The following is a 24,044-nucleotide window of genomic DNA, read 5'->3' as shown; positions in this document are numbered from 1 at the left end:
TAAAAAAATCCGTCATTAAAAACGACGGATTTATGATGCTAATTTTAAAATTAGGTAAAGGTTATTCGTCAACCAATACCCATTCACCTTTGGCGATTAATGGCTCGGCTTGTTTGTATTTAAGTGTTTTGTTTTCACCATTCATAACATGTTTAATGGTAACACGATCGTTACGACCAATTTTTGGTTTGTCTCGAACAACGGTTTCTATAACTTCTTGCTGACGTTGTGTGTTACCAGCAGCCCTGTTTTGAGCAGAACGTTCATCCAGATTAGGAATTTCGTCTTTTTGAGTTTTCAATTTTTCTCGCTTACGAGCACGTGCTTCTTGAATGGTATTTTGTGTTTCTTGTGGTAATTCTCCTTTGAATAGGAACGAAATAACATCTTTGTTAACCTGATCGATCATACCTTTAAACAGTTCGAAAGCCTCGAATTTGTATATAAGTAATGGATCTTTTTGCTCATGCACAGCTAATTGTACCGATTGTTTTAACTCGTCCATTTTACGTAAATGCGTTTTCCATGCATCGTCAATAATAGCGAGTGTGATGTTCTTTTCAAAATCGGTAATTAATTGTTTTCCGTTTGTTTCGTATGCTTTTTCAAGATCGGTAACAACATTTAAACTTTTAACTCCATCTGTAAATGGTACAACGATACGTTTAAATTTATCGCCTTGTGTTTCATATACATTCTTAATTACAGGGAATGCGATTTCGGCATTACGAGTCATTTTTTCTCTGTAATGATCGAAAGCAGCCTTATACACTTTAGATGCTATTTCTTGTACAGATAGTTTTCCGAATTCTTCTTCGGTAATTGGTGAGCCTAGTGAAAAATAACGAATCAATTCAAATTCGAAATTTTTATAATCGTTAGCGCCTTTATTGCTTTCTGCAACACCTTCGGAGGTATCGTAAATCATATTGGCTAAATCTACACGAAGACGTTCTCCAAATAAAGCATGATGACGACGTTTATAAACAACCTCACGTTGCGCATTCATTACATCGTCATATTCTAATAAACGCTTACGAACTCCAAAGTTGTTTTCTTCAACTTTTTTCTGAGCACGCTCAATAGATTTTGAAATCATGGAGTGTTGAATTACTTCACCTTCTTTTAACCCCATACGGTCCATCATTTTCGCAATACGCTCACTACCAAATAAACGCATTAAATTATCTTCTAGAGATACGTAGAATTGCGAGCTACCTGGATCTCCCTGACGACCAGCACGACCACGTAACTGTCTGTCTACACGACGAGAATCATGACGTTCGGTACCTACAATGGCCAAACCACCTGCAGCTTTTACTTCGTCGCTTAATTTAATGTCGGTACCACGACCTGCCATATTGGTTGCAATGGTTACCTGACCTGCATTACCTGCTTCTGCTACAATGTCGGCCTCTTTTTTATGTTGTTTTGCGTTTAATACGTTGTGCGATATTTTTCTAATGCTAAGCATTTTTCCTAGTAGCTCACTAATTTCAACCGATGTGGTACCGATTAAAACCGGGCGACCAGCTTGCGCCATTTGCGTCACTTCATCAATTACAGCATTATATTTTTCACGTTTTGTTTTATAAACTAAATCTTCTCTATCGTCTCTTGCAATTGGCCTGTTAGTTGGAATTTCTACAACATCCAATTTGTAGATTTCCCAGAACTCACCGGCTTCTGTTACTGCTGTACCCGTCATACCAGATAGTTTACGGTACATTCTAAAGTAATTTTGAAGTGTTACTGTAGCGAAAGTTTGGGTGGCATCTTCAATTTTTACATTTTCCTTAGCTTCAATCGCTTGGTGTAATCCGTCGCTATAACGACGACCATCCATAATACGACCTGTTTGCTCATCAACAATCATTACTTTATTGTCCATAACCACATACTGCGTGTCTTTTTCGAATAAAGCATAAGCTTTTAAAAGCTGATTAAGTGTATGTATACGTTCCGATTTTACTCCAAAGTCTTTAAATAACTCTTCTTTTAAATTTGCTTCTTCTTCTGGGGAAAGTTTTTGGTTTTCAATTTTCGCAATTTCCAATCCTATTTCTGGTAAGATGAAAAAGTCTGGGTTGTCTTTTCCTGAGAGATATTCAATTCCCTTATCGGTTAATTCTATTTGATTGTTCTTTTCTTCAATAACATAGTACAATTCGGCATCAACCTTTGGCATTTCACGGTTGTTGTCTTGCATGTAGAAGTTTTCCGTTTTTTGAAGCAGCATTTTTACACCTTCTTCACTTAAAAACTTAATAAGTGCTTTGTTTTTAGGAATACCACGGTATACGCGAAGTAATTGAAAACCACCTTCTTTTGTGTCGCCAGCTTTAATTAACTTCTTGGCTTCTGCTAACACCCCTGTTAAATATTTACGCTGGATGCTTACGATATCATCTACTTTAGGTTTTAATTCTGTAAATTCATGACGTTCTCCTTGTGGAATTGGTCCGGAAATGATTAATGGTGTACGGGCATCGTCTACTAAAACCGAATCGACCTCATCTACAATAGCGTAATTATGTGGACGTTGTACTAAATCGTCGGGCGAATTTGCCATATTATCACGTAGATAATCGAATCCAAATTCGTTATTTGTTCCGTAAGTGATATCTGCATTATAAGCTTTTTTACGAGCATCGGAATTTGGTTGGTGGTAGTCGATACAATCAACGCTTAAACCATGGAATTCGAAAATAGGAGCCATCCATGCGCTATCACGTTTTGCTAAGTAATCGTTTACTGTAACTAAGTGAACTCCTTTTCCAGCGAGTGCATTTAGGTATACGGGAAGGGTCGCTACCAGAGTTTTTCCTTCACCTGTTTGCATTTCTGCAATTTTACCTTGGTGCATGGCTATACCACCAATAAGCTGTACATCGTAATGAACCATATCCCAGACAACTGCTTTTCCGGCGGCATCCCATGAATTTGCCCAAAGCGCTTTGTCGTTATCTAAAACGACATATTCTTTTGTTCCAGATAATTCTCTATCGAAAGTATTTGCTGTTACTGTAATATTTGTATTGTTTACAAAACGTTTTGCTGTTTCTTTAATTACAGCGAAAGCCTCAGGTAGTATATCATTTAAAACAACCTCGGTAGCATCGTAAGCATCATCTTTTAGTTTATCAATATCTTGATAAATATCCTCTCGTCTGTCTATATCCTCGGTATTCTCTGCTTCTTCTACAAGAGCTGCTATTTTATCGTCTATGCTTTTATTGGCTTCTGCAATTTTATCTTTAAATTCAACGGTTTTACCACGTAATTCGTCATGCGATAGAGATTCAAGGGCAGCTTCAAAGGTTTTAACTTTATCTACAATAGGGTAGATGGCCTTTACGTCTTGTTTGGATTTGTCTCCAACAAATACTTTAAGTACAGAATTTAAAAAACTCATGTTTATATATTTTAATTTTTACTCAGAAATAATTCTATGAGTAGTAACTTTTGTTATGTTTAACTTATATGGCTTTTATAAAGCGTCTCAAAGATACATTTTGTTACGATGTTATGTAAAGATTAAGACAAAAAAAAAGTCTCAGATCGAGACTTTTTAACTATTCTTTATGCTTTTTACTAATATTCATCTTCGTTCCAGAGATAATCCTCATCGGTAGGATAATCTGACCAAATTTCTTCAATTGAATCATATGAATCTCCTTCATCTTCGATTGACTGTAAATTTTCAACAACTTCTAACGGCGCTCCCGTTCTAATAGCGTAATCTATTAACTCGTCTTTTGTTGCTGGCCAAGGTGCATCACTTAAATAAGATGCTAATTCTAATGTCCAATACATTTTCTATTTGTGTTTATTTTTTTGCAAAAATAATTTTTTAGTTTAAACAGGCAAGAAAAAAATGAATTATTTAATCGTTAATTTTAAGAACGTATCTTTTATTGCAATTTTAAACATTTGAAATTATCGTTGCTTTGTTACTATTTCAAGATTCTTTTTCTGGAATCCACTTAATTTCATTTGCTTGTAAATCGAATGACAACTTTCGTGCCAATACAAAAAGATAGTCAGAAAGACGGTTTAAATACATTAACGTGTTAGGCTCAACAGGCTCAATATCATTAAGTGAGGTGGCTAAACGCTCTGCTCTGCGACATACGCAGCGTGCTATGTGACAGAATGACACAGTTTGATGTCCGCCAGGAAGAACGAAATGTGTCATTGGCGGAAGTTCGGTATTCATAGCATCCATTTCTTTTTCTAGGCGTTCAATATTCTCGGTAGAAATTTTGGGAATATTTAAACGTTCTTTACCGCTTTTTAAAATAGCTTTTTCCGGATCGGTTGCTAAAATAGCTCCTACTGTAAAAAGCCGGTCTTGTATATGGATTAATAAGTCTTTGTATTGTTGGTGGATGTCCTGATCGCGAATTAAACCTAAATGCGAGTTCAATTCGTCAACAGTTCCGTAACTTTCAATACGAATATGATGTTTTGGTACGCGTGTGCCCCCAAACAACGCTGTGGTACCTTTATCTCCTGTTTTGGTATAGATTTTCATGCTACGCAAGTTAAAAGTTAAAAGTCAAAAGTTAAAAGTTTTTTTATAATGAATTTTAAAAATGTTTTTTGAGTTGTAAGCGAATGGAGTGTGTATGAGGTGTTTTTTTATTAGTATGCACCTACGCGCATCATAGATGTTGAAATTGAATATTGAGATTGTAACTGTTATCGTTTTTCTAGGAAAGGCATAAAGATAAAAAGGAGTTAGTATTTCAATAGTTCTTATGTTGTCAACTGCGCACTGCAAACTGAGCACTCCTAATCATATTCTAATTGTAAAGTGCTCTTTAGCTTGTTCTTTCCTGAAAAATGCAAATCCCCAGAAAAAAGTATCGATGGTTACGGTAACCTTAGGGTGTTGTTTTATCGTTTCCCAGGCTTCGGTCATGTCTTTAGACCAATAGATGTCATCAAAAATAAACACCGAATCGTTATGAGTTGTTTGTAAAAGTGTTTCGAAATATGCTAACGTAGCTTCTTTTTGATGGTTGCCATCAAAAAATATAAGATCGTAATTATTGGTAGTTGATTGATTTAAAACGTTTTTAAAATTACCAGTTTTTAGATCGATATTATTCAGGTGATGTTTTTTGAAATTTGCTTTTGAAAATTCCGAAATATTAGGGCAACCCTCAATGGTAGTAATTTTAGTTGCTTGGTTTGCTAAACTCATGGCGTGTGTTGCAATTCCTAGCGATGTGCCTAATTCTAAAACAGTATCAGGTTTAAAATAGTTTACCAATCGATAAATGAATTTTGCTCTTTTTATAGTTGATCCTGCATTTTTAGCCATTGATGAAATACGGCGTTCTTTTTGCTTCATCACTTGCGAACCTGCTCCTAAATCGGTTACTTTAATACAGGTCTTATTATTTAAAAGCGCTTTCTTATAGTTTGAAACCTGTTTGTATGCATCGTAATTCGTTTTATCATAAAAGCATTTGGTAACCAAATTATACACAAAGGGAGAGTGCACACCGTGTTGATTGGTAGACCTTACTAAAAATTTTATGTATTGAATGATTTGATACATTTTAGTGTTCAGTGTTCAGTGTTTGGTTTGCAGTATTCAGTATTCAGTATTCAGTGTTCAGTGTTCGGTATTCAGTGACGTTTCATGTCTTGGCGTTTTAGCGAGGATAAACTAAACCTTAGTGTGTCTCAGTGTTAACTCTTTGATTATCTGTGAAATAACTAAATCAATCTTCAAGTTTAGCAGACAACTCAAACCAACGTTCTTCTTTAGCTTCAATAGTATCTATAATTTTTTGTAATTCATCAGATAACTTATTTATGTCATCTTGTGTAAGATCTGGATTATTGAATTTATGTTCTAGTTCTTTCTTATCGAATGCCAACGATTTTAATTTACTTTCAATGTTTTTAAGCTCTTTTTCTTCGTTATATGATAGTTTGGACTCGTTTTTCTTCCAGGCATTTTTATCCTTTTTATCTTCCTGTACATTTGAAACGACAGGCTGACTATCTTCGTAAACTCTATAGTCTGTATAATTTCCTGGGAAATCCTCTATAACGCCTTCGCCTTTAAATACAAAAAGGTGGTCTACAACCTTATCCATAAAATAACGGTCGTGAGATACGACAATAACACAACCGGGAAAATCCAGAAGAAAACTTTCGAGTACATTAAGTGTTACGATATCTAAATCGTTAGTAGGCTCATCAAGAATCAAGAAGTTTGGATTCTGAATTAAAACAGTACATAAATACAGGCGTTTGCGTTCACCTCCGCTTAATTTTTCAACAAAATCGTATTGCTTTTTTCTACTGAATAAAAAACGTTCTAAAAGTTGCTGTGCGCTAATTTGTCTGCCCTTTTTTAGTGGAATATAGTCTCCGAACTCTCTAATAACGTCTATAACTTTTTGTTCGGGTTTTATAGTAATTCCATTTTGGGTGTAGTATCCGAACTTTACCGTATCTCCCTTTACTACTTTACCGGAATCTGGCTGTGCTGTTTGGGTTAATATATTTAGAAAGGTCGTTTTTCCTGTACCATTTTTACCTATTATACCGGCACGTTCTCCTTTTTGGAACGTGTATTCGAACTTGTCAAGTATGGTCTTGTCTTTAAATGCTTTTGATACTTTATGAAATTCTAAAATTTTACTGCCGAGACGTTCCATGTTTAATTCAAGTTGAACTTCATGATCGTTTCTACGTTGGTGGGCACGATGCTTTATATCTTTAAAATCGTCGATTCGAGATTTCGATTTGGTTGTTCTGGCTTTTGGCTGTCGGCGCATCCAGGACAATTCTTTTTTAAACAGTTGTTTTGCTTTGCCTAATTCAACAGATTCACGTTCTATTCTTGCTTCTCGTTTTTCTAGGTAATAGGAATAATTACCTTTATAACTGTATAGCTTGCCTTCGTCTAATTCTATAATTTCGTTGCAAACACGTTCTAAAAAATAGCGATCGTGTGTTACCATAAACAGTGTAATGTTTTCCTTGGCAAAAAAAGCTTCCAGCCACTCAATCATTTCCAGATCCAAATGGTTTGTAGGCTCGTCTAGTATTAACAAATCGGGTTTATTTATTAAGGCATTGGCAAGCGATAGTCGTTTTTTTTGTCCACCAGAAAGTGTGCTTACTTTTTGGCTTAAATTATCCAGTTTTAGTTTAAAAAGGATTTGTTTGTATAGTGTTTCAAAATCCCATGCCTGATGTTGTTCCATCTGTTCGAAAGCAGTTTGGTATGCATCAGTGTCATCTGGGTTTAAGAGTGCTTTTTCGTAATTGGCAATAACCTTTAAAATAGGGTTGTCGCTCGCAAAAATGGTTTCTTCAATAGTTAGCTTATCATCAAATTTAGGGTCTTGAGATAGAAACGATACGGCAATACCTTTTCTATAGACTACAGAGCCAGAATCGGATTCATCATCACCCGAAATAATATTTAAGATGGAGGTTTTGCCAGTTCCGTTTTTTGCAACAAAAGCAATTTTCTGATCTTTATGTACGCTAAAGGAAATGTCTTCAAAAAGTGTTAGCTCTCCGTAGGATTTTGATATGTTTTCAACTGTTAAATAATTCAAGAGATATTTTTCTTGCAAATAACGGATAAAAAACTAAAAAATAGATCATAAGTTTTGTTGTTCAGGACGAAAACTTATATTTGTGATAAATCAAATCACCTTTATGAAGAAATGCTTTTTTGTCACTATAATGGTTATAGGTGCAGTGTTAGTATCCTGTGTTCCATATAAAGATACTGTTTATTTTCAAAATAAAAGTAAAGCAACAGATTCTACCCAGGTTATTGTTGAAAAGCAAAAACCTTATCGTGTACAAATAAATGATATTCTAAATATTCGTATTAAAGCGGCCAAGCAAGAAACGGTTTCAATTTTTAACCCAATAGGAGAGGGAAATTTAAATGCGGATAGTCAGGAACGTGCCTATTTTGATGGTTTTACGGTTGATTTGCATGGAAATATTCGCCTTCCAAAATTAGGAAATATAAATGTATTAGGATTTACTACAGACGAAATTAAACAGATTGTTGAGAAAAAATTGTTAGAAACCGAGTACAAGGCGGCTAATGACATTTTTGTAACTGTAAAGCTTACAGGGTTGCAATATACAGCCACTGGAGAAGTAGGGAATAAAGGCACTAGCATTTTGTTTAAGGAACGTGTTAATGTTTTTGAAGCCTTGGCTAATTCGGGTGATATTTTGGATACAGGTGATAAAAAAGATGTTTTGATTATTAGGCAATTTCCTCAAGGGCAAAAGATATTTCATTTAGATTTAACTGATGTTGCTGTTATGAATTCGCCATATTATTACATTCAGCCGAATGATATGATTTATGTAAAGCCTATAAAACAGAAATCTTGGGGAACAGGAACCAATGCCCTACAAAATATTGGAGCATTGGCAACTGTTGTATCCTTGATAACTACCACCGTTTTATTATTGAACAGAATATAGCCTATGTCTTACAATGAATTAGAAGATATAAATCATTTAGAATCTAAAGGTGTTAATTTCGACATCAAGGGTCTTTTATTCAAAATATTAAAGTTTTGGAAACTATTTGTTTTATGTATAGGTGTGTCCTTTTTTGTCGCCTATTGGATTAATATTAGAAAACAAAATGTTTATAAGTTAAGTACGCTAATGTCTGTAGAGAATGATCAAAATCCGTTTTTTGCAGCAAATACTAGTATTTCTTTCAATTGGGGAGGTGTTTCTGGTAAAGTAGGAAAGATTATGATTGGCATAGGAACCAGAAATCATAATGAAAAAGCAGTTGACTCGCTACAATTTTACTTGCAGTATTTAAAACAAGGAAAGTACAGAAAAGTTGATATTTATAAAAAAGCTCCTTTTTATCTTGATATAAATAAGACTAAACCGCAGGTAATAAACAAACCTATTAGTATTCGTTTTATTAATGATTTTCAATATGAGCTTAGCGTTGATTTTGAAACCGAAAGCATACTCGGGCAAAAATATCATGACAAGTCGTTTGAACGTGTGGCGCTTTCTAAAAGAAGTTTTAAAGAAGTATATAATATTGGTCAGCTCGTAGAACTTCCTTTTGGAGCATTTACTTTGCATGCCAGGCCAGGTAGTAAGATTATTGCAGATTCGGAATATTTTATCCGATTTTTAAATTTTAATAGTGTCGTAAATCGTTATAAAAGAGCTGTTTCGGTTAAGCCTTATTCCAAAACGTCATCTTCCATATTAGTTTTATCCTTAACAGGAACCAACAAACAAAAAATTGCCGATTATTTAAATGCGAACACTCAAATATTGAGAAAAGCAGATTTAGAACGTAAAAATTTATATGCTACAAATACCATAAAGTTTATTGATAGCAGCCTTAGTATTGTAAGCGATACCTTAAAAGCAGCAAACTATACAATGAATTCTTTTAGAAAGAAAAATAAGGTGTTTGATGTAAATGATGAGATGACATTGGTCTCTGAAAAAATTAGCGAATTAGATTTAAAAAAAGAAGAGAACCAGACCAAGTTACAGTATTTAGATATTTTAGAAAACTATTTAAAAACAAAGAAGGATTATACAAATATTGCAGCACCAACTTCGGTAGGAGTAGAAGAGGGGAATATCGTTAATAGTGTTGCCAAAATTACGGATCTGGCTATAAAACGTCGAGAGTTAGAGCAGTTAGTACAGGAAGGGTCGTCGTCGCTAAGGGAATTAGATGGTAGTATAAATGCAGAAAAAAGTGTGCTTTTAGAAACCATAGCTTCAACAAAAAATACCATTCGTATTCAATTGCGAACTATTCAAACTAATAAAGCAAATCTAGAAAACCGTTTAAGTGGTTTACCTGAAGATCAGCAGGAATTCCTAAAAATACAACGGAAGTTAAACTTAAGTCAGGAATCGTATAATTTCTTCATGGATAAAAGGAGTGAGGCTGCTATTATTAAAGCGGCCAATATATCGGATATACTAGTTATTGAAGAAGCTAAAGATTCTGGTAATGGCCCCATTGGACCAAACAAGAATCTTAATTATATGATGGCGCTATTGATTGGCTTTTTTGGACCAATGGCTTTAGTGTTTGCTCTTTTTTTAATGGATAATACTGTTCATGGACCAGATGAAGTGAAGCGCTTATCTAAGATTCCTATTTTAGGGTTGATAGGTAAATATAAACATGATAACAACTTAGTCGTTTTTGAAAAGCCTAAATCGGCAGTGGCAGAGGCTTTTAGAGCAGTACGATCGAGTTTACAATTCTTTTATAAAAAATTAGATAAAAAAGGTGGTAAAACAATTATGATTACCTCGTCCGTTAGTGGTGAAGGAAAGACTTTTTGTTCTATTAATATAGCAAGTGCCTATGCTTTATCTGGAAAGAAAACGATTTTATTAGGATTAGATTTACGTAAGCCTAAGATTTTTGGTGATTTTGATTTAGATAACAGTATCGGAGTCACTAACTATTTAATCGGAGATAAAACATTAGAAGAGGTTACGTATAAAAGTCATATTGATAATTTGGATATTATAACATCGGGGCCAATACCGCCTAACCCTTCTGAATTATTAATGAGTGATACGATGCACGAGCTTGTTGATCGTTTAAGAAATACATACGATATTATTGTGTTAGATTCCCCTCCTTTAGGTTTAGTTACAGATGCATTAATATTATCTCAATATGCAGACGCATCTCTTTTCGTTATACGATTAGACTATACTAAAAAAGGCATGTTAGAACTTGTTAATGCTAAATATGCATCGGGAGAACTAAAAAATATAAGCTATATATTAAACTATTATAAAGCAAATCATAATTATGGCTATGGTTACGGTTACGGCTATGGTTATGGCTATGGTGCTTATGGTAATGCTTATCACGAATCGTACGAAAAAACAGGTTTGTTAAATAAGATAAAAAGCAAATTCAAGAGGAATTAGTTTTTAATTTAACCATGTAAACCCAACAAATTAAAGAATTTTGAAAGAAGAACAGTGGTTATATACAATCTCTTCCAAAAAGCGTTTGATTGATTTAAATTTCAATGAAATATGGAGGTATCGAGATTTATTGGTGTTGTTTGTAAAGAGAGATGTAATTACTGTATATAAACAAACCATTTTAGGACCTTTATGGTATTTTATTCAGCCATTATTTACCTCATTAATTTTTACACTAGTTTTTAATAATTTGGCCAATATACCTACAGGAGATGGGGTGCCAGATTTATTATTTAACTTGGCAGGCATTACTTCATGGAATTACTTTAGCGAGTGTTTAAAGGGAACAAGCGATACCTTTAAAAAGAATCAAAACATTTTTGGGAAAGTCTACTTTCCAAGGGTTATCATGCCAATGTCCGTCGTAGTTTCTAATCTTCTTAAGTTTGGAATTCAGCTATTAGTATTCATAACGTTTTACGTTTATTTTGTATTCTTTACTGACCATGCTGAAAATGCGATTCCTCAATTTGAGCTTTTATTATTCCCGCTTATAATTTTATTAATGGGACTTTTAGGTCTAGGCTTTGGAATGATAATTTCATCTATGACCACTAAATATAGAGATTTAACGTTTTTAGTGGGGTTTGGAATCCAATTACTTATGTATGCTTCGGCAGTTATGTATCCTTTGGATTTAATAAGAAGAAAAGTTGAAGAAGGAAAAATACCAGTGATCGCAGGACAGTTTATTGAATATAACCCAATGACAACTATTGTAGAATTATTTCGGTATATGACCTTAGGAATAGGCGACTATTCATTAGCAAAACTAATATATGTATCAGTTGTTAGTGTTGCTATATTTTTAGCCGGTTTAATTGTTTTTAACAAAACAGAAAAAAGCTTTATAGATAACGTATAATTAATTGGTTATGGGGATTAGATTGTTTTGGTGGCAAGGAAAAAGACAAGATGGAAGAGAGAATTATGGCGATTTGATGTCTAAATATCTTGTAGAAAAAATATCTAATGAAAAGGTGAAAACTGTTTTGAATCCCTCAAAGCGGCGTTATAAATATTTGCTGAAACATTATTTGTCTATTGGAAGTATTGTTTCATATGCTAATAAAAAATCTATTGTTTGGGGTAGTGGTATTATTAAAAATAACGATACTATTAGAAATGCTAAATTTTTGGCAGTAAGAGGCCCTTTAACAAGAGCTGGTATTATAGAAAAAGGCTTTAGTTGTCCCGAAATTTATGGAGATCCGGCTTTACTAATACCCTGCTACTATAATAAACAAGTTTCAAAAAAATATGCAATAGGTATTATTCCTCATTACGTAGATTATGAAGAGGTTAACAAGCGTTTTAAAGATAATGATGCAGTTAAAGTTATAGATTTGCTTACGTATGATGTTGAAAAAACAACAGACGAGATTTTAGAATGTGAACAAATTATTTCGTCTTCATTACATGGCGTAATAGTTTCTCATGCGTATCATATACCAGCATTATGGGTTAAGTTTTCTGATAAGCTTTTTGGGGACGATATTAAGTTTTATGATTATTTCGAATCGGTTGGTATCGCATTTAAAGAAACAATTAGTATTCCTGTAAAAGACTTAACGGTAGATACTATAGAAGCATTGTTTTTACAAAATAAATCTGTAATGACGATTAACCCAAGTTTATTAAAACAACGCCAAGAAGGCTTGTTAAAATCATGTCCGTTTAATTAATGAGTAATAACGATACCATATTAAAAGTAGAGAACTTATCTAAACAATATCGATTGGGATTGATAGGTACAGGTACTATTAGTCACGATCTTAATAGATGGTGGTATAAAATAAGAGGTAAAGAAGATCCTTATTTAAAGATTGGAGATGTAAATGATAGAAGCACAAAAGGAAATTCAGATTATGTATGGGCGTTAAAAGATATTGGTTTTGAAGTAAAAAAAGGGCAGGTTTTAGGTATTATTGGTAAAAATGGAGCGGGTAAATCTACGTTGCTAAAAATATTATCAAAGGTTACGAGTCCAACCACTGGAAAAATTAAAACCAGAGGCCGAATAGCCTCGTTGCTTGAGGTAGGAACCGGGTTTCATTCGGAAATGACAGGACGGGAAAACATCTTTTTAAATGGAGCTATTTTAGGAATGACCAAAAAGGAGATTCGTTCTAAAATCGAGGAAATCATTGCGTTTTCTGGTTGCGAGCGTTACATTGATACACCGGTAAAGCGATACTCGTCTGGGATGACAGTACGATTAGCATTTGCGGTAGCTGCGTTTTTAGAACCCGAAATATTAGTGATTGATGAGGTTTTGGCTGTTGGAGATGCAGAGTTCCAAAAAAAGGCTATTGGTAAGATGAAAGATATAGCTAAAGGGGAAGGGCGCACCGTACTTTTTGTAAGTCATAATATGTCGGCAATTAAAAGCTTGTGCACAGAAGCTATATTGATAGATAAAGGAAGGGTTATTTATAGAGGTACACCAGAAGATACAGTTGATGAATATTTAAAAACAGAGAAAAAATCGAATGTTTTAAATAAGGAATGGTCTATTGAAGAGGCTCCAGGAAGTGCCGATTGTAAATTGTTAGGAGTACGGGCAAATGTGCCAGAGAAGTCTTTATTTATTTCTAATGATTTGGAATTAGAGTTCAATATTGAAAATTTAAGCGATAAAGAAAGAGATTTAAATATTAGTATAGTATTTTACACAAGTTCTGAAACACCGGCATTTAATGTTATATCTGATGTTTATAAATGCAATACAGGAAAATTTACAATAACAGCTATAATTCCTAAAAACTTATTAAATGTAGATACTTATTCTGTTAGGGCTTTATTGGTTGAAGATACTTCTAAACCGTTATGTAACGAGTATAATGTATTACAATTATCCTTTTTAGAGGATAAAAGGGACGTATCCTGGTACGGCAAATGGATTGGAGCTGTAAGGCCACAAGAATTAATAACATGGCAAATCTCTCAACATAATGTTTAAAATTTTAAAAAAAATAAAGAGAAAAATTAAAAAACCTAGAGGGAGTTTCTCTTGCTCTGTTTGTGGAACCGATGCTGTTAATTTAATGCCATTACCGCAAAAATATTTAAGGTCGTTTGATAAATTTGGGTTTGTACACTCCATCTTTTTATTTGAGACATTAAACCTGTTTAACTATTCGTGCGAAAAGTGTAGTTCGGCAGATAGATCGAGGTTGATGGCTTTGTATTTAACAGATTACTTTAATAAAAACAATGCAGATAAAAGCCTGTCTTTATTAGATATAGCGCCAACAAAACATTTACAAGATTATTTTAAAAAACATATTGTTTCAGGAAAATATCGTACTGCAGATTTAGCCATGGAAGGTGTAGACGATAAAATCGATATACAGGACATGAAACTGTATGAAGATAATACCTGGGATGTTATTATTTGCTCTCATGTTCTAGAGCATGTAAAAAACGATCAAAAAGCCATTGACGAAATATATAGAGTGCTTAAAGAAGGAGGTATAGCAATCTTAATGGTGCCAATTATATTGGAAATTGATAAATCTGTTGAAGCAGATAAAAATAAAAGCTATACAGAGGCAGAACGTTGGAAATATTTTGGACAAGAAGACCATGAACGTCTTTATAGTAAATCTGATTTTATGGAGCGAATTACTAATTCTGGCTTTAAAATGAACGCACTAGACATCAACTATTTTGGAAAGGAAGTATATGAGAGGTTTGGAATTAGCAGAACGAGTGTTTTATATGTTGTAAAGAAATGATAAATGTAACCAAAACATTTTTGCCTCCACAAGAGGAATATAATGCTATTCTAAAACGGGCATGGGATAAATCATGGATAACTAACAGGGGCGAGTTGGTTTTAGAGTTAGAGGATAAATTAAAAAACCATCTAAAAACGAACGCACTTATATTGACTAATAATGGAACCATTCCATTACAAATAGCATTAAAGATCTTTGCAAATAAAGGAGAGGTTATTACAACGCCTTTTTCGTATGTAGCAACAGTGTCTTCAATTATTTGGGAAAATTGCAAACCTGTTTTTGTCGATATACATCCGGAATATTTTACTATAGATGAAACCAAAATCGAAGCTGCTATTACTGCTAAAACTACAGCGATTTTGGCAACTCACGTTTTTGGGAATCCATGTCATGTATCGGTTATTGAAAACATTGCAAAAAAGCATGGTCTTAAGGTAATATATGATGCAGCTCATTGTTTTGGTGTGTCTTACAAAGGAGAATCTGTCTTTAATTATGGTAATGTGAGTGCTTGTAGTTTCCATGCGACTAAGTTGTTTCAAACAGGAGAAGGAGGTGCTATATTTTGTAATGATGAAAGTTATGAGACCTTATTTTATAGTCATAATTTTGGGCATGACGGACCACTAGATTTTCATGGTTTAGGTATAAACGGTAAAATGTCCGAACTCCAGGCCGCTATGGGACTTGCTGTTTTTCCTTATATCGATCATATAATAATAGAGCGGAAAAAAGTAGTAGATTATTATAAGGACACATTGGCTAGCTTACCAATTCAATTTTTAAAAATACGTGAAGGAACTACATGGAATTATAGTTATTTTCCGGTGGTTTTTGAAAGTGAAGCCATACTATTAAAAGTTTTAGAACAGTTAAATGCCCTCGAAATTTATCCACGAAGGTATTTTTATCCTTCACTCAATAAATTGCCTTATATTAATACCCCGGAAATGCCAATATCGGAATCGATTGCTTCAAGAATACTATGTTTACCTGTTTATTTAGGATTAAAAAATGAGGACATTGATTTGATGGTAAATAAAATAAAACAAAATGTATCATGATTGTTGTAGGAGCTAAAGGTTTTGCCAAAGAAATACTTCACATGTTATTGGTTGATTTAAACTATAAAAAAGAAGATATATTCTTTTTTGATGATGTGTCACCTGAGCTAGATGAATCCTTAGCTTCAAACTATACCATAATAAGATCTTTAGAAGAGGTAAAACAACATATCAAAACTAAAAATAATAGTTTTATACTTGGACTGGGAAGCCCGAAATTGAGAAACAATTTATATAATAAATTTATCGACTTAGGGGGTGTTCCAAAATCAATACTATCAAAAAGCGCACAGATTAATGACCATGATGTAACCATTGGCTTAGGAACTTCGGTACTTTCAGGAGCAATCATATCAAGTAGTGCAAAACTGGGAATAGGATGTCTGGTTTACTACAATAGTGTCGTAACACATGATTGTCAGATAGGAGACTTTGTAGAAATATCGCCAAATGCGACTATTTTAGGCAGATGTAAAATAGGGAGTTACACCTCTATAGGAGCTGGGGCAATAATCTTACCAGATGTAGTATTGGGTGAACATGTCATTGTAGGAGCAGGGGCTGTAGTTTTAAAAGATGTACCGGATAATTGCACGATTGTAGGGGTTCCTGGTAGAATTATTAGTTAAAAAGGATGATATGATTACGGTTTCTGTTTGTATGATAACGTTTAATCATGAAAAGTATATTCATGAAGCGATACAAGGTGTGCTCAATCAAAAAACATCATTTAATGTTGAGTTTGTAATTTCTAATGATGCCTCTACAGATAAAACCAATGCCATAATAAATGAGTTTTTAGGAGTAGCCCATAAAAATGTGTCTTTCACATATTTTAACCATAAAGAAAATTTAGGCATGATGCCTAATTTTATTTTTGCGCTAAAACAATGTAAAGGAAAGTATATAGCGCTATGTGAAGGGGACGATTATTGGACAGATTCTTCAAAACTGCAAAAACAAATAGATTTTTTAGAATCTAATATAGAGTTTGCGGGGTGTTTCCATAATGTATTTGTAACTAATGAAATGTTGCCCGATTTTAAAAGCAAACCATGGAGATCGTATACTAAAGATGTATTTACATTAAAAGATACATTCTCAAAAACGGCATTATTTCATACATCTTCTATTGTGTTTAGAAGAGATTGCTTAGCATTTCCAGAATGGTTTAAGGACGTTAAAAGTGGCGATATGGCACTTTTCGCCTTAGTCGCTTCAAAAGGAAATTTAAAGCTTTTAGATGGGAACATGGGGGTATATAGAAAAAATGAAAATGGGGTTACCTCTAATTTAAAACTCATAGACTATCACAAAAGTAGAATGAGGTTAATGACATTTTTTATGTCTGAGTTTAAAGTACATATCAAACATTTGAAGTCTATAAAAAAGTATCATGGTTCAGAAATTTTAAACATCGGAAAAAATAAGATTAAAAGAGTATTAAAAAGAAGGTTAAATTAATATGCAAACTGTGAAAGAAAAACCAAATATAGCTATATTAACACCCAACCTTAATGCGTACTCTGAGACCTTTATACAGGCACATAAAACATTATTGCATGGTTGTGTTAAATATTACTACGGTTCTGCTAATAATCAACATTTAGAGGGTGAAGGCCTAATTTTTAAAGGCTTAGGAAGATACATAGGTAAAGCCATTAATGTTATAAAAAAACAACCCCTAAGAGCAGAAAGTAAAGCACTTGTAAAATCGTGGAAAAAAAATAAAATACAGGTTATATTAGCAGAATATGGCACTACTGCGGCGATGTATATAGATGCGATAAAAACTTCAAAATTGCCATTAATAATTCATTTTCATGGTTACGATGCCACAGTAACAGAGACCATAAATAGCTTTAAACCTCAGTATTTAGAGATGTTTAAATATGCAAAATATATTATTGTAGTTTCAGAAGTCATGAAAAAAAAGCTTATCGCTTTAGGATGTCCTGAGAGTAAGCTTGTAAAAAACATCTATGGACCAAATAATTTGTTTGCAGATGCCAAACCACAGTTTTTAAAACCTCAATTTATTGCAGCCGGGCGGTTTACAAACAAAAAAGCGCCATATTATACTATTTTAGCTTTTAATAACGTGTTAAAAGAGTTTCCAGAAGCCAAGCTGCTTATGGCTGGTAATGGGAATCTATTGGAAACCTGTAAAAATTTAGTTAACTATTTAAAAATAGAAAATTCCGTTAGTTTTCTAGGAGTTATAAAACCTCAGGAGTTCAAAGCTTATTTAGAAGAATCCATGGCTTTTGTACAACACTCTATTACAGCATCAAATGGTGATATGGAAGGAACACCCTTAGCCATTCTAGAATCAAGTATAGCGGGAGTACCAGTTATAACTTCTAAACATGCAGGCATACCAGAAGTTATTATTGATGGAAAAACAGGGTTGCTTTTTAAAGAACATGATGTGGATACCATGACGGAGCATATGATAACTATTTTACAAGACAAAAATTTAGCAATATCCTTAGGACAAGCAGGAAAGGAATTTATAAAAGCTAATTTTTTAATGGATAGGCATATTAATACAATAAACGGTTTAGTACAAAATATAATATAGTTGGAAGCATTAGTATCCATAATAATACCAGTATATAATAGAGAATCGCTTTTAGTAGAAACTTTAGAAAGTATACAGTGCCAGACTTATAAAAACTGGGAATGTGTTATTGTAGACGATCACTCAACAGATAATTCTATTAAACTTATTGAAAGATTTATTGAAGAAGACTCAAGATTTGTACTTTTTAAAAGACCCAATAACAAAATTAAAGGCGCAAATTCTTGTAGAAATTATGGGTTTGAAAAATGTAGAGGTAGTTATGTTAATTGGTTTGACAGTGACGATATCATGCATCCGGATTTTATAAAGAAAAAGGCAGAAGCATTTAAGGACAATATGGATGCTGTTATTTCTAAAACCAAAATGTTTTCAAATACAATAAATAACATTGTAGGTCAGGAAAATAGAACCACATTAACTAGTAATATTTTAGAAGACTTTTTAACCCTAAAAATTACTTGGTATTTACCAGATATTATGTGGAAAAAAAGCTTTTTAGAAAATAAAGTGCTGTTTGATGAAGATTTGTTGGCTGGACAGGATAGAGACTTTTATGCAAGGGTTTTATTAGATAATCCCAGTATGGTTGTTATAGATAACTACCTAACTTATTATAGATGGCATGATGCCAGTACAACCAAAGAGGTAGGAAATAAAAAGAATTTTTTATTAAGAAAATCGATATTAGCAAGTACATCAAAATATATTCATATTTTGATAACCAAAAAAAGAATAACCAATACACTAAGGCTGTTTTATTTTAAGACGATTATTAAATATTTACCTTTTCTGTACCATGATAAAGAAAGCGTTAATGCCTTGATAAAGGTCTTAAAAACACTTTCTTTTTTTAATATGAACATTGTAATTAATTGGGGAAAGTTTAGTTTAGCATACCTATCATTAAAACTAACCGGAAAAGGAGAAAAACTATTAAAATAAATTGATTAATGATTACTGTAGTGTATCCATATAGAGACAGGGATTTACGAAGAATTGAGAATTCTCTCGAATCTCTGGTATCTCAAACAAATACAGATTTTACAGTTCTTTTTATTGATTATGGTAGCAAACTAGAAATGGCCAAACAGGTTGAAATCTTGGTTTCTAAATATGATTTTGCCACCTATTATTATGCATATAATGTGTATCAACCATGGAATAAATCTAAAGCACTTAATTTTGCTTTAAACCTCGCAAAAACACCTTATTTTTTTGTTGCAGATATAGACATGATATTCCATCCGGAATTTATAAACACAAGTTTTAATTTGATTAAAACTTTTTCTAATGTTTATTTTAAGGTAGGGTTTTTATCAAAAGAAGAATCAATAAAGCAGAAGAAGTTTGAAGATTATAAAATTAAATTCGAATCAACAAACGAAGCTACCGGTATATCTCTGTTCAACACTAACGATTTAAGAAGCCTTAATGGATTTGATGAAAATTATCATTTTTGGGGAGCAGAAGACACCGATGTGCATGTTAGATTAAAACATGCAAAAAAAGATATTCATTTTTACAGCGATCAAGTGCTTATGCTGCATCAATGGCATGTAAATTATGTTAATAGCGAGCAAAAAGCATTAACAGCCAAATTACATATTAAGGGCATTGTACAACGTAATCATGACTACTTAAAGCAAGTTAGAGTTTCTGGAAAAATAAAGGCTAACGATCATGAAATAGGTAAAGTGATCGATAAAACAGCTTTTAACAAAATAATAGAATACGATAAGCCCATTATCATTTCAAACAAAAAGACAGAATTCGATAATTGGTTTTATAACGTATTATGCAGTAATGAGCTTAAAATCAATATTCATGTTGTTTTTAAAGAAGCCCCTTTTTTTAAATCGAAAAAGTACACATTAAAAAAAATGCTTGGTAAAAACATACCAGAATATATCACTTTAAAGACCATAAACGATAATGTGTTAAGTTATGTCGTATCTAACTTACATACATATAATTATGTTTATAAAATTTCGGATGATTTAAAATCTATAATGCTTAAAATATTAGTTTAGCAATAAATACAAGGTATGGCCAAAGTAATTTTAATATCCCAATTTTCTATCCCTTATCAAAAAATAGGAAGTTGGACTACTATGTACAAAAACTACCTTAGTAACAATCATTTAGTAGATTATATCATTTGTGAAACCCCAGAAACACATATTCCAGAGGTTACATACAAAACTATAGATGCCTCAATATCTTCCAAAATAAAAAAAAGAATTACGAAAAAACCATACGCCAACTATTTAAAAGCTTTAAGCGAGATAATAATTGACGGAGAGGACTATATTATTCAATTGGTTGACAATTTTGGTTTGGCAAAAGCACTAAAGGATTTTTTAGATGCATCTAATTACAAAAACCGGTTTTATATCCAGTTTTTTTATCATGGCTATCCTCCCTTTTTTGGCAATTTTGAAAGTAGATGGTTTTTTGAATTTATTGACGAAATGATAGTGCTAACACATGATTCTTATATAGCGCATAAAGAGACATATACCATTTTGCCATGTTTGTTTTCTGTGCTTCATAATGGCATAGATACTTCTAAATTTTATAAACTTGAAGCATCAGAAAAAAAAGCACTAAAGACGAAGCATAAAGTAGATGGTAAAACCATTTTTACATGGTGTTCAAAAGACAGACCTAAAAAAGGTCTGGGGCTTATATTAAATGCATGGAAACGCATATACAATAATGAATTAAACATAGAACTTTGGATTATTGGGGCTAAAAGAGATCAAGATATTGAAGGGGTGAAGTTTTTGGGACTTGTTCCTAATGGTGAATTACCAGAATATTATCAAATATCCGATTGTTATTTATTTCCAACCCTAACCCATGAAGGTTTTGGGTTAAGCTTAATAGAAGCATTACACTGTGGCAATTACTGTATCGCTTCAAACTTAGGAGGTGTTGCAGAAGTGTTACAAAATGGAAAGTATGGAAAGCTAATCGATAACCCACATTTTATAGAAGATTGGGTAAATGCCATTCAGGACTTTCTAAATAACAGATATAAAAAAGAACAACTACCAGCAGGGCTTTACAGTTCTAACCAATGGAATAAAGGCATGAATGCCATTATAAACAATGCTAAAATTAGCATAGACATAAATTAATGAAGAAGTACATTAAAAAAAGAATAAAGCATATAATAAATAAAAAGGGCTATAGAATTAGTTCTGTATCCTATTTTAATTTTTTAGAAAGTATTTTATATCAAAAGATAAAAAAAGAACATAAAATAAACTTTATACAAGTAGGAGCAAACGACGGTAAAAGATTTGACCCTATTTATGAATTTATAAAATATAACAGATTACATGTTAGCGGTTATGTTTTAGAACCTATCCAGGATTATTTTAATGATTTAAAAGAAACATACAAGGATTTTCCAAACATTAAACCAGTAAACTACGCTATTCATAATACCCTAACCGAAACGTCTATTTTTAAAGTAGCAAAACAGTATGAAGATAAATTGCCGGAGTTTGCATTAGGCATTGCCTCTTTCGATAAAGACCATCATAAAAAAACAAACATACCATCGCAATACATAACAGAAGAAAAAGTAAAATGTACAAGTTTAAGTGCGTTTATAAACGAGAATAATATCAAGCAATTAGATTTATTAGTTCTCGATGCCGAAGGTTATGATTATGATATTATAATGAATATGGATTTTGATAGTGTTTCACCTTCAATTATTCATTTCGAACATGGTTTTAGAACGGACAAGAAGGCTGCCGATCAATTCTCAGAAATTAGAGAATTATTAAGCAAGTACGATTATCAATTGCTTATAGATAAATCGGATGTAACTGCAATAAAAACAATGTTGTTGTATGAAAACTAACAAGTTAAATAAAACATTTGTTGTTATAATACCAGCAAGGGGAGGTTCAGAACGGTTACCTAAAAAAAATGTTTTACCTCTTAAAAACAAACCCTTAATTGAGTATAGTATCGATTTCGCAAAATCCAATTTAGATTATGTTGAAAAAATAGTCGTGACTACAGACGATCAGGAAATAAAAAGGATTGCATTAAAAAACAATGTACAGGTAATAGATAGACCCAAAGAAATATCGGGTAATAAAGCCTCTACGGTATCAGCCTTAAAGCATGCTTTGTTAACACTTAACGAAACATACGATTTTGTAATACTATTACAACCAACCAATCCTTTACGTCCCAAGAATCTATTAAAAAGTGCCTGTGATAAAATCATAGAAGAAGGCGCAGATAGTTTAATTACAGTTACAAAAAACCATCATAAACTAGGAAAAATAGTAAACAACACATACGAACCATTTTTATATAATATGGGGCAAAGAAGTCAGGATTTAGAGCCTTTATACTATGAAAATGGGTTGTTGTATATAACAAAGCGTGAGCTTATACTAGACGATAAAATCATTTCAAATAATAATATACCTGTCATCGTAGATCATGCATTTGCTAATGTAGACATAGATACTATGGATGATTTTAAACTAGCAGAATTTACTCTAGAACAACAAAAAGATGAATAACCCTTATATAGAAATTTCAGGAAGAAAAATAGGAATAGATTTTCCGCCATTAGTCATCGCCGAAATTGGAATTAACCACGAAGGATCGTTAACAGTTGCAAAAGAAATGGTTGATGCAGCGCATAGAGCAGGAGCTGAAATTATTAAGCATCAAACCCATATTGTAGAAGATGAAATGAGTGGTGAAGCCAAAAAGGTAATACCAGGAAATACAGATGTTTCCATTTACGAAGTCATGAAACGATGTGCGCTTAATGAATCTGATGAGATTGCGCTTAAAGAGTATGTTGAGCAAAAAGGCATGATATTTATTTCTACACCGTTTTCCAGAGCAGCAGCTAATAGGTTAAAAAGCATGGAAGTACCAGCCTATAAAATTGGTTCTGGCGAATGTAATAATTATCCATTATTGGAACATATTGCTAAGTTTGGCAAACCAGTAATTCTAAGTACTGGTATGAATACTATAGAAAGCGTAAAGAAAGCGGTTGATATTTTCGATAAACATGATGTTCCTGTAGTCTTATTGCATACAACAAACTTGTATCCAACACCTATACATTTAGTACGTTTTGGTGCCATGCAAGAATTACATGAGGCTTTTCCCGATAAGGTATTTGGCTTAAGTGATCACACCTTAAATAACAATGCTTGTTTAGGAGCAGTAGCATTGGGAGCTTCTGTTTTAGAACGTCATTTTACAGACCACATGCAACGTAAAGGACCGGATATTATATGCAGTATGGACGAAAAAGCATGTAAGGAACTTATAATAAATGCTAACGAAATAGCCCTAATGCGAGGCGGTAAAAAAGAACCAGCAAAAGAAGAGAAGATTACCATAGATTTTGCTTTTGCTACCGTTTGCAGCATAAAAGAAATAAAAAAAGGAGATGTTTTTACAAAAGACAATATATGGGTTAAACGTCCGGGAACTGGGCCTATTTTAGCCGAACATTTTAATAATGTTATTGGAAAAATAGCAACAAGAGATGTAAAAAACGATACCCATTTATCTCCAAACGATATTGAAGGTTATAATTAATTTAGAATAGTA

The 24,044-nt window shown here is 32.9% G+C and carries 21 protein-coding genes; 16 read left to right on the top strand and 5 right to left on the bottom strand.

From position 1 onward, the window contains the following. Window positions 1-61 precede the first annotated feature (61 nt). The 5 genes from secA to C1H87_RS05440 form a co-directional block, all read right to left on the bottom strand. Window positions 62-3,415 carry a preprotein translocase subunit SecA gene (gene secA / locus C1H87_RS05460; RefSeq protein ID WP_102754849.1) on the bottom strand — a complete coding sequence of 1,118 codons (3,354 nt, stop codon included), beginning with the start codon at window positions 3,413-3,415 and terminating at the stop codon, window positions 62-64. 179 nt (window positions 3,416-3,594) lie between these two features. Continuing rightward, window positions 3,595-3,816 carry a DUF2795 domain-containing protein gene (locus C1H87_RS05455; protein ID WP_019387375.1) on the bottom strand — a complete coding sequence of 74 codons (222 nt, stop codon included), beginning with the start codon at window positions 3,814-3,816 and terminating at the stop codon, window positions 3,595-3,597. Between the two features lie 145 nt (window positions 3,817-3,961). After that, window positions 3,962-4,537, bottom strand: a complete 576-nt coding sequence (locus tag C1H87_RS05450) for a cob(I)yrinic acid a,c-diamide adenosyltransferase (protein WP_102754848.1) — start codon at window positions 4,535-4,537, stop codon at window positions 3,962-3,964. 264 nt (window positions 4,538-4,801) lie between these two features. Beyond that, window positions 4,802-5,572, bottom strand: coding sequence for an O-methyltransferase (locus tag C1H87_RS05445; RefSeq protein WP_102754847.1), 771 nt, complete (start codon window positions 5,570-5,572; stop codon window positions 4,802-4,804). A 166-nt stretch (window positions 5,573-5,738) separates the two neighbouring features. Continuing rightward, window positions 5,739-7,598 (bottom strand): ABC-F family ATP-binding cassette domain-containing protein, encoded by a 1,860-nt coding sequence (locus tag C1H87_RS05440; RefSeq protein WP_102754846.1) that lies wholly within the window; start codon window positions 7,596-7,598, stop codon window positions 5,739-5,741. Window positions 7,599-7,701: 103 nt separating this feature from the next. Here C1H87_RS05440 and C1H87_RS05435 point away from each other — a divergent pair, with 103 nt between their 5' ends. The 16 genes from C1H87_RS05435 to neuB are packed head-to-tail and all read left to right on the top strand — an operon-like array spanning window position 7,702 to window position 24,032. Continuing rightward, on the top strand, window positions 7,702-8,496 hold the full coding sequence (locus tag C1H87_RS05435) for a polysaccharide biosynthesis/export family protein (RefSeq protein ID WP_102754845.1): 795 nt from the start codon (window positions 7,702-7,704) through the stop codon (window positions 8,494-8,496). Between the two features lie 3 nt (window positions 8,497-8,499). Further along, window positions 8,500-10,971, top strand: a complete 2,472-nt coding sequence (locus tag C1H87_RS05430) for a GumC family protein (protein ID WP_102754844.1) — start codon at window positions 8,500-8,502, stop codon at window positions 10,969-10,971. 40 nt (window positions 10,972-11,011) lie between these two features. Then, a complete protein-coding gene (locus tag C1H87_RS05425; protein ID WP_233783361.1) occupies window positions 11,012-11,896 on the top strand; it encodes an ABC transporter permease in 885 nt (294 codons plus the stop codon). Between the two features lie 10 nt (window positions 11,897-11,906). Next, the gene (locus tag C1H87_RS05420) at window positions 11,907-12,716 is read left to right on the top strand and encodes a polysaccharide pyruvyl transferase family protein (RefSeq protein ID WP_102754842.1); all 810 of its coding nucleotides are present in this window, start codon (window positions 11,907-11,909) and stop codon (window positions 12,714-12,716) included. Then, window positions 12,716-13,993: an ABC transporter ATP-binding protein gene (locus C1H87_RS05415; protein WP_102754841.1), complete on the top strand. Its 1,278-nt coding sequence runs from the start codon at window positions 12,716-12,718 to the stop codon at window positions 13,991-13,993. Before C1H87_RS05420 ends, C1H87_RS05415 begins: the two co-directional genes overlap by 1 nt. Further along, the gene (locus C1H87_RS05410; protein ID WP_102754840.1) at window positions 13,986-14,771 is read left to right on the top strand and encodes a class I SAM-dependent methyltransferase; all 786 of its coding nucleotides are present in this window, start codon (window positions 13,986-13,988) and stop codon (window positions 14,769-14,771) included. The genes C1H87_RS05415 and C1H87_RS05410 overlap by 8 nt, the downstream gene beginning before the upstream one ends. Continuing rightward, window positions 14,768-15,841, top strand: coding sequence for a DegT/DnrJ/EryC1/StrS family aminotransferase (locus C1H87_RS05405; protein WP_102754839.1), 1,074 nt, complete (start codon window positions 14,768-14,770; stop codon window positions 15,839-15,841). Before C1H87_RS05410 ends, C1H87_RS05405 begins: the two co-directional genes overlap by 4 nt. Next, on the top strand, window positions 15,838-16,470 hold the full coding sequence (locus C1H87_RS05400) for an acetyltransferase (RefSeq protein ID WP_102754838.1): 633 nt from the start codon (window positions 15,838-15,840) through the stop codon (window positions 16,468-16,470). Before C1H87_RS05405 ends, C1H87_RS05400 begins: the two co-directional genes overlap by 4 nt. 10 nt (window positions 16,471-16,480) lie before the next feature. Further along, window positions 16,481-17,305: a glycosyltransferase family 2 protein gene (locus tag C1H87_RS05395; protein ID WP_102754837.1), complete on the top strand. Its 825-nt coding sequence runs from the start codon at window positions 16,481-16,483 to the stop codon at window positions 17,303-17,305. 10 nt (window positions 17,306-17,315) lie between these two features. Beyond that, on the top strand, window positions 17,316-18,425 hold the full coding sequence (locus C1H87_RS05390) for a glycosyltransferase (protein ID WP_158655130.1): 1,110 nt from the start codon (window positions 17,316-17,318) through the stop codon (window positions 18,423-18,425). Beyond that, on the top strand, window positions 18,426-19,370 hold the full coding sequence (locus C1H87_RS05385; RefSeq protein WP_102754835.1) for a glycosyltransferase family 2 protein: 945 nt from the start codon (window positions 18,426-18,428) through the stop codon (window positions 19,368-19,370). Between the two features lie 8 nt (window positions 19,371-19,378). Beyond that, window positions 19,379-20,458, top strand: coding sequence for a glycosyltransferase family 2 protein (locus C1H87_RS05380; RefSeq protein ID WP_102754834.1), 1,080 nt, complete (start codon window positions 19,379-19,381; stop codon window positions 20,456-20,458). Window positions 20,459-20,473: 15 nt separating this feature from the next. Continuing rightward, complete coding sequence (locus C1H87_RS05375) at window positions 20,474-21,571, top strand: glycosyltransferase family 4 protein (protein ID WP_102754833.1); 1,098 nt, start codon at window positions 20,474-20,476, stop codon at window positions 21,569-21,571. Beyond that, window positions 21,571-22,308: an FkbM family methyltransferase gene (locus C1H87_RS05370; protein ID WP_102754832.1), complete on the top strand. Its 738-nt coding sequence runs from the start codon at window positions 21,571-21,573 to the stop codon at window positions 22,306-22,308. The genes C1H87_RS05375 and C1H87_RS05370 overlap by 1 nt, the downstream gene beginning before the upstream one ends. Then, window positions 22,298-22,987: an acylneuraminate cytidylyltransferase family protein gene (locus tag C1H87_RS05365; RefSeq protein ID WP_102754831.1), complete on the top strand. Its 690-nt coding sequence runs from the start codon at window positions 22,298-22,300 to the stop codon at window positions 22,985-22,987. The genes C1H87_RS05370 and C1H87_RS05365 overlap by 11 nt, the downstream gene beginning before the upstream one ends. Further along, window positions 22,980-24,032: an N-acetylneuraminate synthase gene (gene neuB / locus C1H87_RS05360; protein ID WP_102754830.1), complete on the top strand. Its 1,053-nt coding sequence runs from the start codon at window positions 22,980-22,982 to the stop codon at window positions 24,030-24,032. Before C1H87_RS05365 ends, neuB begins: the two co-directional genes overlap by 8 nt. The last annotated feature ends 12 nt before the right edge of the window (window positions 24,033-24,044 follow it).

Source organism: Flavivirga eckloniae, from assembly GCF_002886045.1.
Lineage (GTDB): Bacteria > Bacteroidota > Bacteroidia > Flavobacteriales > Flavobacteriaceae > Flavivirga > Flavivirga eckloniae.
This window is presented reverse-complemented; position numbering and strand designations above follow the sequence as displayed.